The sequence below is a fragment of the Undibacterium sp. JH2W genome (assembly GCF_049340425.1).
Lineage (GTDB): Bacteria > Pseudomonadota > Gammaproteobacteria > Burkholderiales > Burkholderiaceae_D > Undibacterium.
Map to the genome: position 1 here is coordinate 187935 of NZ_JBMPOT010000011.1, position 16776 is coordinate 204710.

General features: G+C 51.5%; 9 protein-coding genes. All 9 read right to left on the reverse strand.

What is annotated here, in order from left to right; genetic code table 11:
• Positions 1 to 216 precede the first annotated feature (216 nt).
• The 9 genes from ACO0LC_RS18180 to ACO0LC_RS18220 all read right to left on the reverse strand — a co-directional run bounded on the left by ACO0LC_RS18180 (position 217) and on the right by ACO0LC_RS18220 (position 16711).
• Entirely contained in the window at positions 217 to 3840 is a 3624-nt protein-coding gene (locus ACO0LC_RS18180) for an indolepyruvate ferredoxin oxidoreductase family protein (RefSeq protein ID WP_423005618.1), read from the reverse strand.
• A 405-nt stretch (positions 3841 to 4245) separates the two neighbouring features.
• A complete protein-coding gene (locus ACO0LC_RS18185) occupies positions 4246 to 4707 on the reverse strand; it encodes a hypothetical protein (RefSeq protein ID WP_423005620.1) in 462 nt (153 codons plus the stop codon).
• A 71-nt stretch (positions 4708 to 4778) separates the two neighbouring features.
• Positions 4779 to 6074, reverse strand: coding sequence for a sugar MFS transporter (locus ACO0LC_RS18190; protein ID WP_423005622.1), 1296 nt, complete (start codon positions 6072 to 6074; stop codon positions 4779 to 4781).
• A 21-nt stretch (positions 6075 to 6095) separates the two neighbouring features.
• Positions 6096 to 7091 (reverse strand): glucokinase, encoded by a 996-nt coding sequence (locus ACO0LC_RS18195; RefSeq protein ID WP_423005624.1) that lies wholly within the window; start codon positions 7089 to 7091, stop codon positions 6096 to 6098.
• Positions 7088 to 9661, reverse strand: a complete 2574-nt coding sequence (locus ACO0LC_RS18200; RefSeq protein ID WP_423005626.1) for a glycoside hydrolase family 3 N-terminal domain-containing protein — start codon at positions 9659 to 9661, stop codon at positions 7088 to 7090. The genes ACO0LC_RS18195 and ACO0LC_RS18200 overlap by 4 nt, the downstream gene beginning before the upstream one ends.
• Positions 9662 to 9727: 66 nt before the next feature.
• Complete coding sequence (locus tag ACO0LC_RS18205) at positions 9728 to 10558, reverse strand: glycoside hydrolase family 16 protein (protein WP_423005628.1); 831 nt, start codon at positions 10556 to 10558, stop codon at positions 9728 to 9730.
• Positions 10559 to 10624: 66 nt separating this feature from the next.
• The gene (locus ACO0LC_RS18210) at positions 10625 to 13321 is read right to left on the reverse strand and encodes a TonB-dependent receptor (protein WP_423005630.1); all 2697 of its coding nucleotides are present in this window, start codon (positions 13319 to 13321) and stop codon (positions 10625 to 10627) included.
• A 343-nt stretch (positions 13322 to 13664) separates the two neighbouring features.
• Positions 13665 to 15074, reverse strand: coding sequence for a GH1 family beta-glucosidase (locus ACO0LC_RS18215; RefSeq protein WP_423005632.1), 1410 nt, complete (start codon positions 15072 to 15074; stop codon positions 13665 to 13667).
• 608 nt (positions 15075 to 15682) lie between these two features.
• Complete coding sequence (locus tag ACO0LC_RS18220; protein WP_423005740.1) at positions 15683 to 16711, reverse strand: LacI family DNA-binding transcriptional regulator; 1029 nt, start codon at positions 16709 to 16711, stop codon at positions 15683 to 15685.
• Positions 16712 to 16776 lie beyond the last annotated feature (65 nt).

The following is a 16776-nucleotide window of genomic DNA, read 5'->3' on the forward strand; positions in this document are numbered from 1 at the left end:
ATGACGTTAACGTAAACGTCAATACTAAAATGTAAAACAGCAATCTCAGGCTGGGCGTGGCATATGGCAGCAAAATGTCTGGAAAGCTTCATGGATACTGGAGATTGAAAAGCGATATCGATCCGTTCAATTAGCTACAGCAATATCACTGATGCCAGGCTGGCAAGACAGTTTATTCACTGACTTGCCAGATTGCATCAACGATACCAAGCCACCTCAGGCCACGCGCGTCACTTCCTTGATCGCTACAGGTGGGTTCAGCAAAACTGCCTTCTCTGTATGATACGCCTGCATGGCCTTTTCTTTGACATGGCCGTAACCGCGTATCTTTTCAGGCAGGCTGGCGAGAGCAATGGCTTGTTCCAGGCTATCAGCATTCAAACCAGCAGCCAGCTTTTCCATCAGCGCTGTGTATTCAACGATGAGGGCGCGCTCGGCCTTGCGTTCTTCAGTCTTGCCAAAGATATCCAGCGCCGTACCACGCAAGCCCTTGAGTTTGGCCAGCAGCTTGAATGCCTGCCAGACCCAGGAACCATATTGGGCCTTGACCAGATGACCTTGCCCGTCTTTTTTCGAGAAGATAGGGGGAGCCAGATTGAATTTCAGGCTGAAGTCGCCTTCAAACTGTTGCTTGAGTTTTGCCGTGAAATCGCCATTCGTGTACAAACGTGCGACTTCATACTCATCCTTGAAGGCCATGAGTTTGAAGGCATATTTGGCGACTGCCATGCTGAACTTGTTACCGGTATTCAATGCAGATTCCGCCTTGCGCACTTTGTCGACGAGGTCAGCATATTGCTGGGCGTAGGCGGCATTCTGGTAATCCGTCAATACCGCAATGCGGCGTTTGATGAGAGCGTCCAGGTTTTGCGGCATCTGGATGACGACAGGCTGGCCAGGGATGGCGATTTTTTCCACGCGGTCAAAATCCACCGCAGCGCGGCGGCCCCAGAGGAAGGCTTTCTTGTTGGCCTCAATCGCCACGCCATTCAGTTCTATCGCACGCAGCAAGGCGGTTTCAGATACTGGTATTGCACCCTTCTGATAAGCAAAACCGAGCATGAACAGATTGGTGGCGATAGAGTCGCCCATCAAGGCGGTTGCCAGTTTGGTGGCGTTGATGAAATCAACCTTGCCATCGACTGATTCAGAAATCAGGTGTTCAACTGACTCCAGCGGGAATTGCCAGTCAGGGTTCTTGGCAAACGGGCCGGTCGGTTGTTCATGGGTATTGATGACAGCGCGGGTACGGCCTGCGCGCATTTTGGAAATCGCATCATGCGCACCGGCAGTCAAAATATCACAACCCAAAATCAGGTCAGCTTCACCGGTCGCAATGCGTTGTGCACGCAACTTGTCAGCCTGGTTGACAATGCGTATATGCGAAGTCACTGAGCCATTTTTTTGCGACATGCCTGTCATATCGAGTACCGATGCGCCCTTGCCTTCCAGATGCGCAGCCATGCCCAGCAAAGCACCAACTGTGATGACACCTGTACCGCCTATGCCGTTCAGCAAGATATTGTATGAACTTTCACAGGCTGGCAATTGCGGTTCTGGCAGTGCGCCGAAATCATCGTTCTTTGCCGTGCCGGTTTTGGATTTGACCAGCTTGCCGCCTTCTACTGTCACAAAGCTCGGGCAAAAGCCCTTGACGCAGGAATAGTCCTTGTTGCAGGACGACTGGTCTATGCTGCGCTTGCGGCCAAATTCTGTCTCCACCGGCATGATGGAGGTACAGTTGGATTGCACGCCACAATCGCCGCAGCCTTCGCAGACTGCTTCATTGATGAACATGCGCTGGTTGGGGTCAGGGAATTCCCCTTTTTTGCGGCGACGGCGTTTCTCGGCGGCACAGGTCTGGTCGTAGATGAGTACGGTCGCGCCGGGGATGTCACGCAATTCACGCTGCACCGCATCCATGTCCTTGCGATCATGCAGGGTCAAAAAGCTGGGCAGATTGGAGCGGTCTGTGTAACGTGACAAATCCTCAGTCACCAGAGCGATGCGCTTGACGCCTTCTGCGGCCATCTGCTGCGCCATCATCGGTACGCTGATGATGCCATCGACTGGTTGTCCACCCGTCATCGCCACTGCATCGTTATACAGAATCTTGTAGGTGATATTGACCTTGGCAGCGACGGCTGCGCGTATTGCCAGATAACCGGAGTGGAAGTAAGTGCCATCACCGAGGTTCTGGAATACATGCGGCAAAGTCGAGAATGCCGCCTGACCTATCCATGGCGCACCTTCACCACCCATATGGGTAGTCAGTTTATTGAATTCAGGATAAATCGCCGTCGCCATGACGTGGCAACCTATGCCTGCCAGCGCAAGGCTGCCTTCCGGCACCTTGGTCGAAGTATTGTGCGGGCAGCCTGAGCAATAGTAAGCTGGGCGTGCAGGCGTATTGACTTGCTTGCTAAGGACGACATCCTTGGCCTCCAAAAATGCGAGGCGCGCCTTGATCAGGTCACTGGTGTGGAAGCGGGCGATGCGGGAAGAAATCACGCGGGCAATTTGCGCCACCGAAAAGTCAGCCTTGGAAGTCAGCAACCATTCACCGCGAGGATGTACCCATTCGCCTTTTTCATCGAACTTGCCGATGACACGCGGGCGCACATCGTCGCGCCAGTTATACAGTTGTTCCTTGAGCTGGTACTCCACCATCTGGCGTTTTTCTTCAACCACCAGAATTTCATCAAGGCCCTGGGCGAATTCACGCACGCCATCCGGCTCCAGCGGCCAGGGCATGGATACCTTGAACAGGCGTATGCCTATCTCGGCAGCGAATTTTTCATCGATGCCCAGTTCTTCCAGCGCTTCCAGCACGTCGAGGTAAGATTTACCAGAAGCGACGATACCCAGACGTGCAGTCGGGCTGTCTATGGTGACATGGTTGAGTTTGTTGATGCGGGCATACGCCAGGGCCGCATAGATCTTGTAATCCTGCATCAGGGCTTCTTGCTTGCGCGCCTGTATGCCAAGAGTATCCAGTGACAAACGGGTATTCAGGCCGCCTTCAGGCATGACAAAGTCTTGCGGTAGCTTGATTTGCAGGCGGAAAGGGTCTGCATCGACCGATGAAGTCGATTCCACGGTATCTGCCAGCGCCTTGAAGCCGACTGCACAACCAGAAAAGCGCGACATGGCCCAGGCATGCAAGCCCAGGTCCAGGTATTCCTGCACATTACTGGGATACAGCATGGGGATCATGCAGGCAGAGAAAATATGGTCGGACTGGTGCGGCAGTGTTGATGAATACGCACCATGGTCATCACCAGCCACCAGCAAGACACCGCCGTGTTTGGACGTGCCGGCATGGTTCATGTGCTTGAATACGTCAGCACTACGATCGACGCCTGGGCCTTTGCCATACCACATGCCAAATACACCATCGTATTTGGCCGGACCTATCAGGTCTACCGTTTGCGAGCCCCATACTGCAGTCGCTGCCAGGTCTTCATTGACGCCGGGCACGAACTGCACATGGTTTTGCTCCAGCAATTTTTTGGTTTTCCACAGTGTTTCATCCAGGCCACCCAGCGGGGAACCACGATAGCCGGAAATAAATCCTGCCGTATTCAAGCCCGCGGCAAGGTCACGCTGGCGCTGCATCATGGGCAGTCTTACCAGGGCTTGTATGCCTGACAAAAAGATCGTGCCGCTATTCGACGTATATTTATCGTCGAGTTGCACATCATTCAATTGCGGGGGGCTGGTGATCTGGCTGGCTTCGAGCGCATCCTGGACAGGCTCGGTATTGACTTCTTTAGCGGAAGACGACGGGGACGGCAGGGACGAGAGTCCAGCAGACTCCATGGTGGTGTCGGATGACATAAGGTGGCTCCAAAATTTGTGATTTAGATCGCAAAGAGCATGCGTTGTATCCGGTAAGACACAATTTTGCTCGGAGCCTATAGCGAGGTATCAGAGATAGGCTCTCGTTGCGTTAGTAGTGATAACTACCATTTTATTCGAATTCGACACAAAATTCGATATCAAGACGCTATCTGTATCACATCTGCCAACGTCAGATATGCTACGAGGTGATTACGCGGTGCTTGACACCAAGCTGGTCGAATCAAAAAGACATCAAAAGAAGCTTTCGAAATTTCACTGCAGCGCTTCTTCGACTTCCTTTGAAATCTGCTGTGTAAACAGTGTAGGTTGAATACACGTTTGTGGAAAATATGGAATTAAAATATGGGTATCATGAAAAATGATAGCCACTCTATATTCCGTTCAAGCAGATGGCTTCATCATTTGCCTGAGGCCAACAGCCAACCACAGGCCTGTTCCCAGGCAAATCGCCGAGGTAATCAGCAGCAAGGCATTGACGCTGTGGATGCTGGTGACAAAAGCCAGTGCTTCTGGCCACCAGATAACCAAAGGGATGAAACTGATGCCCCTGACTATCAATCCGCCAGCCATCAATGCCAGCACCGTGCGCAGCAAAGGCAGACGCCGGATCAAGCCCGCTCCGGAAAATGCAAACGCAGCACAGACAAACAGGAAGCTGGCAATGATGATACACGCCACCTGTGGATAGCGCTTGCCCGCTCTTGCCATTGCTACGATGTTATCCGGTGCACCTATACAGGCATACCAATCCGGGCCACCAGCTATGGTGGCAAGATGCAGCAATGCCCCCAGTGACAAGACTATGCCTGACCAGAGCAGATAGGGATTGTTGATTTTTTTCATACAGACCAGCTTAACACAGGCAGAAAAACGGGAGCATGAAGCTCCCGAATCTCCCTACTAGGAATAAGTGACTATTTTGGGGCGGAGTACATGCCCGCATAACGTATGCCGAAATACAGGATGAAGATATAGCAGGTTGCCGGTACATAGAAAGACGCATGCAGACCTATGCTGTCAGCCAGATAGCCTTGCAGGAAAGGCACGAGCGCACCGCCGACTATCGCCATGCACAAGATGCCTGAACCCTGCCCCGTCAAAGGCCCAAGTTTATTCAGAGCCATGCTGAAGATGGTAGGGAACATGATGGAATTGCATAAGCCTACCGCAAGGATCGCCCACATCGCCAATGAACCATGGCCATAGATCGCCGTCAGAATCAGGACGATGGCCGCAGCTGAATTGAATGCCAGGGTCTTACCCGGGCTGAGCTTGCGCATGACAGCAAAGCCTATGAAGCGCCCCACCATGGCACCGCCCCAGTAAAAACTGACATAGTGTGCCGCGATTGCAGGTGTCAGGCCACCGACGTCAGACTCGCCAAGAAAATTGATAAGGAAGCTGCCTATGCTGACTTCACCACCTACATACAAAAATATACCTATCGCCCCCATAAGCAGATGCGTATGTGCAAGCACAGAAGTTTTACTGCTGCTGACTGCGCTCTCACTGCTTTCTGCATGTGAAATTTTAGGCAGACGGGCAAAGGCAAACAAGATTGCCAGCAACAGCAATGCGGCTGCCAGCATCAGATAAGGCATTTGTACGGCAGCACCAGCGCTAGCCCGATAAGCGGCTTGCTCTGAGGCTGGCAATTGCACTATCTCGGCAGCAGTCAAGGCAGCACCAGACAAAATCAATATGCCACCCAGAACTGGCGCCACTGTCGTACCCAGGGAATTGAAGGCTTGCGTCAGCGTCAGGCGGCTGGAAGCCGTCTTTGCTTCACCGAGTACCGTGACATAGGGATTGGCGGCGACCTGCAAAATTGTGATACCCGAAGCCAGCACAAAAAAAGCCAGCAAGAACAATGCATAACTGCCCATTGAGGCGGGGTAGAACATGGCACAACCCAGGGCAGCGATGACCAGACCAGTCACTGCACCATGCTGGTAGCCAATCCTCTTGATCAGCATGCCAGCAGGTATTGAGACAATAAAGTAAGCGCCAAAGAAGCAAAACTGTACCAGCGTCGCCTGTACATAACTGAGGGTATAAATCGATTTCAGATGTGGGATCAACACGTCATTGAGTGAAGTTAAAAAACCCCACATGAAAAACAAAATCGTCACGATAACGAGAGAGCTGGTCTGAGTCCTGGCATTGTGATCAGATGTGAGGGTGGCGCCGGGCGGCAGTGAAGTTTCCATCATGTTCCTCCTTATATAATTTTATTTATGCTTGTCCAAATGATCTGCCAGCATGGCTGAAACGCCGATGAAAGCTGGGTATTCTTCCGTGATCAGATAAGTCGGTATCTGCGCCAGGAAGCCGCTGAGCCGCCCCTTGGCTTCAAAGCGCTGGCGAAATGCCGATGCAGCAAACAAAGGCCCCAGCCTGGGGACGATGCCGCCACCTATATACATCCCACCCTTTGCCCCAAGAGTCAGCGCCACATTGCCAGCCATGCTGCCGAGTATGCCGCAGAAATGCTCTACCGTACGCAGACATGCACTGCAACTACCATCCAGCGCCCTGTGCGTGATTTCGGCAGCATTCAGTTTTTTTCCAGAGATCGCAGTGCAAATCAGCTCCAGCCCCTTGCCAGACAAGAGACGCTCGGCCGAGACATGCGCATACTGCTGCCACAGGTTTAGCAATATCTGCACTTCTTCATTGTTTGCTGGAGCAAAACTGGCATGTCCGCCTTCACTGGCCAGCGGTGCCCACGAAGTACCTGCCGGGACAATGCCGGACACGCCAAGGCCAGTACCAGCTCCAATAAGACCTATAGTACGACCAGGCTGTTCTACACCTCCACCTATTTGCAGGCGCTGGCTGGCGTCAAGATAAGGCAGGGCCATGGCCAGAGCAGTAAAGTCATTCAAGACCAGTAGGGTGCTGAAATCCAGTTGCTGGCGCATGCCAGCGATAGAAAAACTCCATTCATGATTGGTCATGTGCACCTGGTCACCGTCGACAGGGTTGGCGATAGCAACCGCGGCATGAGCAATGCGTGTCCCAAGTTTGCCCAGCTCTTGTTTAATCTCCGGGCTGCCCAGATAGCTTTGCATGGCATCGGCCAGGCGGGGGAAATCGGCGCAGGCCAGTACCCTGACTGCGACAAACTGACGCTCTGCTATCTCCAGCGCGAAACGGGCATTGGTGCCACCGATGTCAGCCAGCAAGCGCGGATAAGTCTGCTTGGTGTTTTGACTGAGCATCATTTCAACTCTACGCAAGGCACAGCATCCTGGTCTTTGGCTGCGCCGCCTAGAATTTGTATATTCGTGATGGCTGCAGAAAATGCCGATGTGGTACTGATGCTGAATGGCACATCGACATTATTCAATTTAACCCCTTTGGATACAAAACAGGACAGTGGTATTTTGATAGTTTGTTTCTCTTTTTTGCCCGCCAGACGCTTGAAGACTTCCGTCACATCCAGAGTAGCGGCACAGTGATTCCCGCAATGCATGGCAAGACTGACCGTGGCAACTGGGGCAGTAGCAACGATGGTATCAAATGTCAGCGCCCCATCCTTGCTGGCAAAGACAGGCAATGCTTGTCCGTGGGCTGCCCGCGCCTCCACCCTGGCTGTGCCACTCCAACTGATAAGTTTGGCATCTTGCTGGCTATTGACCTGTGAAGTTTGTACGCTGATACCAGGCATGTTCAAGACGCGGTTCAAATCTGCACCGACTGCCTGCTGTTCATTACCACTGATGACATACAGGGGGTAAGTCGCGCGGTCAGCCTGGTTGAAGATGGGATAGGCATTGGTTACACCACAGCCACCGGAGGAATATTTGCTGTCGAGTTTTCCCAATTTTTTCTTGCTGGAATAGTTAAGACCATAGCCTAGCTTGAACAAAGGTGAGTAATTCGGTTCATCAAAATTAAGCCTGGTCTGGCAGACAGATTTTGGCCAGGAAAATGACAATGTACCCTTGAAGTCATGCGCCACTTTGCCATCTGCAGCGCGGAACAAGACATCCGCCACCCCCTTGCCTTCTGAACCCGGTAACCAGGCAGCGACAAAACTGTCAGATAGATTCAGCAAGTCATTCACATACAATGGACGGCCAGAAACAAACAAGGTCACTACCGGTTTACCTTTGCCTGCCACCGCCTGCAATACCGCCAAGTCTTCAGGATAACGGCCGGTATGTCGCAGAGTGCCAGCGGGGCCGATATCGCCATACATTTCTGCATACGGTGTTTCACCGATAACGGCAATCACGGCATCAAAACGGCTGAGATCGACACCTTTTGCATCGACACTGAATTCGACATTGGCTTCACCCACTGCAGCCTTGATACCTGTCAGTATGGAATCAGCATTCGGGAAATCCGCATTCTTATTATCCGTGCCCTGCCAGGTCAGTGACCAGCCACCAGTCTGGTTGGAGATATCATCAGCCGTCTTGCCAACCACCAGGATTTTCTTGTTGCGTGCCAGCGGCAATGTTGCGCCATCATTTTTCAACAAGACTAGGGATTCACGCACTGCCTGCCTGGCGAGATCACGGTCTTGCAGAGCATCCTGTTTGCCTGCATAGATATTTTCAGATGGCTTTTTACCGAAAAGGCCTGCGCGCATTTTGACACGTATAATGCGCGTCACTGCATCATCTATCCTGCTCATGGGTATCTCGCCGGACTTAACCTGGGCGATGGTATTGCTGATGAATGCCTTCCAGGCATCAGGCACCATAATCATGTCGACACCGGCATTAATCGCTTGCGGGCAACTGTCATTACGACAACCAGGTACTTCGCCTATGGCATCCCAGTCAGTGATGATGAAACCATCGAATCCCATTTTTTGTTTTAGCACATCAGTCAGCAAGGCTTTGCTGCCATGCAGCTTGCCATAATTAGCGCCTGAGGCTTGATCGTTCCAGCTATTGTAGGAAGCCATTACTGTTTGTGCACCAGCAGCCAGTGCTGTCATATAGCCTTGGGCATGGGTATTGAGCATTTGCGCGTTGGTGGACAGATTCACGCCCCTGTCCTTGCCCTGGTCCGTACCACCGTCACCCATGAAATGCTTGGCAGTAGCGATGACATTGCCATCGTCCGTGAATGAACCTTGCAAACCTTTCACATACTCACCCGCATACTGGCGCACCAGTGCACCATCTTCAGAAAAACTTTCATAGGTGCGCCCCCATCTGTCGTCACGCACTACTGCCAGCGTGGGGCCAAACACCCAGGCTATGCCGGTGGCCCTGACAGCCTTGCCCATGGCTCGCCCTATCTGCCCTGCCAGTTGCGGGTTATGCGCTGCACCCAGACCTATATTCTGCGGGAACAAGGTGGCGCCATACACATTGCTGTTGCCGTGTATCGCATCTATGCCCCAGATGACAGGGACTTTGACTGCCATATCAGTCGCCATGGAAGCATCATGGTATTTGTCAGCCAGCGCTACCCAGTCAGCCGCCGTACCATGTTTGTTATTTCGGTCTGGCCAGCTACCACCGCCATTCAGAACGGAACCGAGGTAATAGCGCCGTACATCGTCTGGTGTAATCGACTTGATTTCCGGCTGCGTCATCTGGCCTATCTTTTGTTCCAGTGTCATGCCAGCGACGATGTCAGCGACCTTTACTTCTATGGCCGGGTCTTTGCGAATGACGCTTTGGACCGCAGGCCAGGCAGCCAGATTATTGGCAGGCATCTTGCCCGGCCCATATTGGTTTTCGGTCTCTGCCGCAAGCACATGAGCTGCCCCGCAGATCAACAGGATTGCGGAACTTATTTGTACAGTTTTTTGCTTCAGTTTCATCATGGTGTACTCTTTATTATTGAAGGAATCTACTGATTCACTTTTGTCTCTTTATTGATGATATCTGGTTCAGGTTTTTCTTTTATACACGCGTACATAATCAACCAGCATTTGCTGCGGGAAGCTGGTGCTAGCATCCGGTGCACCTGGCCAGTCACCGCCTATGGCGAGATTCAGGATGATGAAAAATTCATGGTCAAATACCCACTTGCCCGGTATCGAAGCAGGGCTGGCCTGGTGATACAGATTGCCATCCAGATACCAGCGTATCTGCGCTGCATCCCATTCAACCGCATAGATGTGGAAGTCATCCGCCAACTTCCCCTGCGCGAGTTTTTTTGAGCCACCAAAACCGGTCGCGCCGTAATAGCCAGGCCCGTGCAAGGTGCCATAGGTAGTTGCTGCTTCCTTGCCTATGTTTTCCATGATGTCGATTTCACCGCGTTCTGGCCAGCCAACAGCACTGATATCGGTCCCCAGCAGCCAGAAAGCTGGCCAGATACCCTGGCCAGCCGGTATCTTGATGCGCGCCTCGAAACGGCCATAAGTAAACTCACGCAGGCCTGCTGTTTTTATTCGTGCTGAGGTATAGTCGTTGTCGCCATATTTTTCTTTCCGTGCTTCTATGACCAGCATGCCATTTTCCAGCCTGAGGTTTTCTTTACGCGCGGTATAGTTTTCCAGTTCATGATTACCCCAGCCCTGACCTCCTGTTTCTATTTGCCAGCTTTGCGTATCCAGTTTGTCAGCAGCAAACTCATCGGCCCAGACCAGTTCCCAGCCTTGCTGCAGACTGGGCGTGACTTGCGTTTGCACCATGCTGTTACTGCCACCACAGGCGGTGAGCAGCAACAGGCTCAGGTAAGTCAAACACGCGGGCAAGGAAATTTGTTTTTTCATGCTGTCTGCCTTTTGCAAAATAAGAGCCTGATGGATGATACGCATTTCCATCAGGCTGGTTCTTACTTAGTAACTGGCACCGACCTTGATGCCAAAAGAACGCTGGTCTATATAGCTTGCGCCCATTTTTCCACCACCGGCATTCCAGCCATTGGTCTTGGCCTTGGCATCGCTGAAGTTACGCACATAGGCTTCAACATACCATTTTTCATTTGGTGAAGTCAGCTTCAGCGATACATCACCCTTGGCATAGGCTTTTTGCGTCAGACCTATGTAGGGGTTGTCGAAATTGCGCAAGTCAAAATAAACCTTGTCTTGCCAGCGCATGCCTATCCATGGCGTCAGGGTATAGCCATGATCGAGGGCGATCTCTTGCGAGAAGTTCATGCCAAGAGTGAACTTGGGTGCATTCGGCATTTGATTGCCTTCCAGATTATAGGCACGGCGGCCACGCAATCTGTCATCCGTCCCGACATAGACTGCCGGGCAGGCAACTGCCCCTACCTCGGCACGCTGGTCACAGGCGTAACCATCATCATAGGAATCATAGTCATGGATGACACTTTTCAGATAGCTGAAGAAGCCTCCCAGTTTTGCCCCTGGCCACGGGCGATAATCCCATTCAGTTTCTATACCCGACAAATTGACCTTGGCTACGTTAACAGTTTGCCAGGCAGTCGCCACATCGCAAGTCGGTGCCCATGATGGGCAAGGCAGATTGTCTGGTGTATTGATCTTGGCCAGGAAATTGCTGCCGGTCTGCTGCATGTCTTTATATTGCATGGCAAACAGAACAACCGACAAAGCCAGGCGATTGTCCAGCAACTTGCCCTTATAACCCAATTCAAAATTGGTGACCGTTTCTGGTTTGTAGGTCAGGTAGGTGATTTGCTCTTTTTTGTTGTCACCAAAAACGCAACCGGTCGGGCCGCATTTATTGGTACGGTCGCCAAAGCCCCCCGATTTGTAACCAGTGGCCAGGGCGGCATACACCATGTCTGTCGGCGTCAATTGTGCCCGCAGCCCCAAGCGATAAGTACCCTTGCTCCAGCTGTCACTATGGTCATTATTGGTGCCAGGACCGTAGCCAGCATAAGCTGCTGCACCACCCAGGGTACCCATTTGCGGGGTGATCTGGTTGCCGTTAGGTACGCGGTAACTATCCGTACCTGGCGTGCCGTAATCGAACAAACCATTGTAATAGCCAAAGCTTTGGCCACCCCAGCTATTGCCACCCAGGTTCATACCACCTTTATCAGTCTTGGAATCCCTGGTGTAGCGTGCACCTACGGTCGCTGTCCAGACTGGATTGAATTGCCAGTCAGCCTGGGCGAACAGGGCTTTGGAATCGATCTGGCGGTCGGGCTGGGCATAGAACTGGCTGATAGGAATATTATTAGGACCATAGTGCATTTGCTCCTGGCCAAAATTGATGGCATTCTTTTCATGCATCCAGAAAGCACCGGCCACATACTGCCAGTCATCAAAATTCTGTTTTAATTGCAGTTCATGCACAGTGGACAGGTATTTTGAATCCAGGGTGCGCGTCAGGTTGTCAGAGATAGGCCAGACCGACCAGTTGCCATCTGGCGGATTCCTGCCTGTGACTTCGAATGCATAAGGCGAGACACCGCCATCATCATCATGCACCTGGCTGCGCTGTTGATTGGCATAGACGAAGCCATATTCCAGCGTGGTATTCTTGTTGGCATTCCAGATAGCCTTGGAGCGCACTGTGTCTATCGACATATCCACCTTGCCCGGCACATTGATGAGCACATCATATTGGCCACGCACGCAGGCCCAGCGCGTACCGGCCGACTGATCGCAATCACGCATGCCTATGTAGCCAGCACCTGAATCCTGGAAGTGTTCATAAGCCAGTTGCCATTCCAGGTCATTATTGACTTTCAAGCGCGCAGCCAGACGTCCGGCCCACTGGTTCTGGTTATTATAGCCATCGGCTTTTGATACTTTGGTATTGAAGCGCTGAGTCACGTCAGGTATGCCATCAGGTTTCCAGCCCAGGGCTGGTATATTCGCCTCACTGAAGTCCTGCATCTGATTGAAGGGGCTATCCCTGGTGACCTTCATCAAGGTGGCGCGCAAGGCCAGCTTGTCATTGATGACGATATTTTGTATGGCATTAAAGTTGCGTAGATTCAGGCTGCCGGTTTCAAACGAGGCGCTGCCATAGGTGGAACTAAAGTCAGGCTTGGCCGGGATGATATTGATACTGCCAGCCGTAGAATTGCGGCCAAACAAGGTACCCTGGGGACCGCGCAAGACTTCGACCTGATCCAGGTCAAACATCAGGGCTTGTGCGCCTTGTGGGCGTGGTGAATACAGGCCATCTATATGCAAGCCAGCCGAAGGGTCACCAATTTCGGTAAAATTGGTGGCTGTGATACCGCGTATGGTGATCTTGACGGCTGAGTCATTGGCCTGACCATCCATCTGTACATTTGGCAATTCACCAGAAATACCCGCCAGGTTGGTGATGCCTTGTTTATTCAATTTCTCTTGACTGAAAGCCGTCACGGCCAAGGGGGTTTTTAATAAAGAAGTGCTGCGGCGGGTCGCTGTCACTGTCACTTCCTGTACTTCCGCCCTGTCTGCATCTGTTTTTTTTGCTTTAGGTTTTGCTTCCTCTACCGTTTTATTACTTTCCTGTTCTTGTGCCCATACATGTGATGTGAGCTGGGCGCAGGCACTGGCAACAGCCAGGCTTATCAGGGTACGCTTGGTCATTTGATGAAACATTTTGTCTCCCAATTTATTTTCAGTGATCGGCGTGTCAGCGAATTGTGATTTGAAAAAGGACTTTTCCGCCACTGTTCCAACATCACAAGCCACTATCGACAGATCGCCGTGGTCTACGCATTGTTCTTGCATACGCGTCTTACTGGTATTTTTGTTTTTTTGGCTGGCGTCTTTTCGCACCATGCACATGTACTGCTAAAACCTTTGTATCGCATTACCCATTTAATGGGAAGGTTTCCATTTATTGAAAAAGCATAGTGCTACCCCCGTTTTTATTTGTCAATGAAAATGTATCCTTCGGCGCGTTAAGTTGAGTGTCAATTTCTTGCCTGGATTTGCTGACTTAAACGTGCGATGGTTCCTGAAATTGCGACTGTGTTATGGCCGTATTTTTTCCTGCGGCAGCGTTCTGCTGCAAAAAATCTCTATACCATTTACCACTAAGCTTCAACGTGCGTTGTTGCGTGACGAAGTCCACATAGGTGATACCAAAACGACGCGAGCATCCTTCTGCCCATTCAAAATTGTCGAGCAGACTCCACAAAAAGTAACCCTTAACGCGACAACCCAGCTGTATCGCTGCTCTGATTGCTGCCAGGTGACGAATCAGGTAGTCGCGACGCAACTCGTCTTGCACCTGGCCATCCGCGTCCAGATAGTCATCATACGTCGCGCCGTTTTCAGTGATATACATGGCACTGGGCTGATAATCATCCTGTATGCGTTTCAGCAAACTGGTCATACCCTCTGGTGCAATTTCCCAGCCAAAGGCGGTACGCTCCACACCCACGGCATCCACCAGACGGGTGTTCAGGGGTGAGGCACCTGGCGCATGCTCCACCATTTCAGGGAAATAGAAATTCACACCCAGAAAATCTGTGGCAACGGCCATGGCTTGCATATCGCCATCCTCCACTGCCGGGGCGTATGCACCCAGTGCTTGCCACACATCCTCAGGATAGCCGCGCCCGTACAAGGGATCGAGATACCAGCGATTGCGCAAACCGTCATGCAAGGTCGCCGCTGCGATATCTTCCACTTTGTTGGTAACTGCGGAAATGGGGTGCAGATTCAGAGCCAGACCTACCCGCGCATCCGGGACATTAGCGCGTATCACAGGTGTTGCTAACCCATGCGACAGCAAGACGTGGTGACAAACCTGTATCGCCATCTTGAAGTCTTTGATGCCAGGCGCATGTATGCCATCGGCATGGCCCAGCATAGCTGTGCACCATGGCTCATTATGCGTGATCCAGTGCTTGACCCTGTCACCCAGGTGCCTGCTCATGACATCGGCGAACTCAACAAAGGCATGCACAGTTTCACGCACAGCCCAGCCCCCCTGATCTTGCAGGTATTGTGGCAAGTCCCAGTGGTACAAGGTAGCCCATGGCTGCAAGCCACGTTCCAGCATGCCATCCACCAGGCGCGAATAAAAAGCCAAACCTTCAGGATTAGGGGCGGAACCAGGCGCCGAAAATATGCGCGGCCAGGAAATCGAAAAACGGTAGGCATTGCAGCCCAGGCTTTGCGCAATATCCAGATCTTCAGGCCAGCGATGATAATGGTCGCAAGCGATTGCACCATTGCTGCCATCGCGTATGGTGCCCGGCTGCTCACAGAAGCGATCCCAGATCGAGGCACCCCGGCCGCCAACGGCAGCCGCACCTTCTATCTGGTAAGCCGAGGTCGCTGTCCCCCACAGGAAGTCACTATTAAAATCTGCACGCCCTGGCTGCGAGCTGAGTGGCATAGCTGCATGAAGTAGACTTTTGCTCATATTTTTTGCTTGTTCAATATAGAAGTGAATCAAATGATCGATTTAAATGGAAACGTTTCCATTCAAGATTAAAAAATTTTGAGCTTATGTCACTCAAAATTCTCAAAGAAAGTATTAGCTGATTCCAGGTATTCTCCCTTCCCCAAAAAAAGCAGCTTCGTTTCAGACATTGCCAAATTTTTCAGATCTGGTCCATCTCTAATATCAGTAATGCAAAACAAACTAATTTATGCCATGCATGGGGCCTGCTTCAGCACATACAAAGTGCTGTTACAAAACTGACCTTACCCTGCTGCACTTCAGTAGTGTAAACCCGGTACCAAATACTGCCTATGCAGACGACACCAGGCTGTGACGAAGAGCCATTTTAATTTCGCAACTACCTCCAGTTAAATTGTAATAATCATTTACTGGAAAGGTTTCCATATTCTCGTAAAAAAAATGAATAGTCAAGAAATACCATTCATCTTTTTTGTTTTATTTGCATACTTTCCACAACACATTCCAATGGGGAATTGTGATGTCTTATGGCTGGCTTAAATATATAAAAATACCCGGTAAGAAATACTTTCCGAAAATAATCAGCTGGTTTTACGTCTTGCGTTTGCGGGCTTGGCCAGAGACGCACGCATGGTCACTTTGATCGCATAATCACGCTGCACAGGCCTATGGCTGCCATAGCAGCGATTCAATAATTCGTTGAGTGCACCGAGCGTGACTTCACGCCAGGGTATGTGCACCGATGTCAGAGGCGGCGCAGCATAGGCGGCACTCAAGGTATCATCGTAACCGATGACAGACACATCATGCGGTACGCATATGCCCGCTTGCTGAAAATAAGATAAAGCGCCCAGGGCCATTTCATCATTCGCGCAAAACAGTGCCGTGAAAGGGCTGCCAGAATCCAGCAATTCCTTGGCGCAATTCCAGCCACCCTCAGGCGAGAAGTCGCTTTCGGCTATCCACATGTCGGCAGTATTGATACCGGCCCTGCTCAGTTCGCCGAGAAAGCCATCTATACGTTCCACATTATCCGGTGCCGTCGATGGACCGGCAATGACAGCAATTTTCTTATGCTTGTATTCCAGCAAGGCGCGGGCAGCCATGACACCACCTTGCACATGGTCGGCAGTGAAACACTGCTCAGTGATGGTTTCTGAAGCATGATTCAGGACGACCAGGCGGTCACGCTTTTGTCCCAGGATGGAAAAATCTTCATCAGTCAGTACATTGCTCATGACGATGAGGCCATCACAACCACGCTCCATCAGGAACTCTATGCCTTCCACCCCTTGTCGTCGCTCATCCCCTATGCCCACACCAAAGGCCACCACCATGTGCAAACCAGCAAGGCGTAACTCAGTATCGATGGATTGCAAAATGGGCATGTAGAAAGTGCCCTTGAGCACAGGGATATACACACCTATCATTTGCGAACTGCCGGACAAGAGGCTGCGGGCCGCATGAGAAGGACGAAAATCCAGTTCCGCTATCGCCTTCCTGACACGCTCGCCGGTCTTGGCTGACACAGAACCTTTGCCGCTGACTACGCGTGAAGCCGTACCCAGTCCCACACCCGCCAGGCGGGCCACATCTTTGATCGTCGCCACTTGATTCTTTTCCATAGTGTATATCTGGCCAGTATATAAAAATATTACCTTGCTTGCAGTAAACA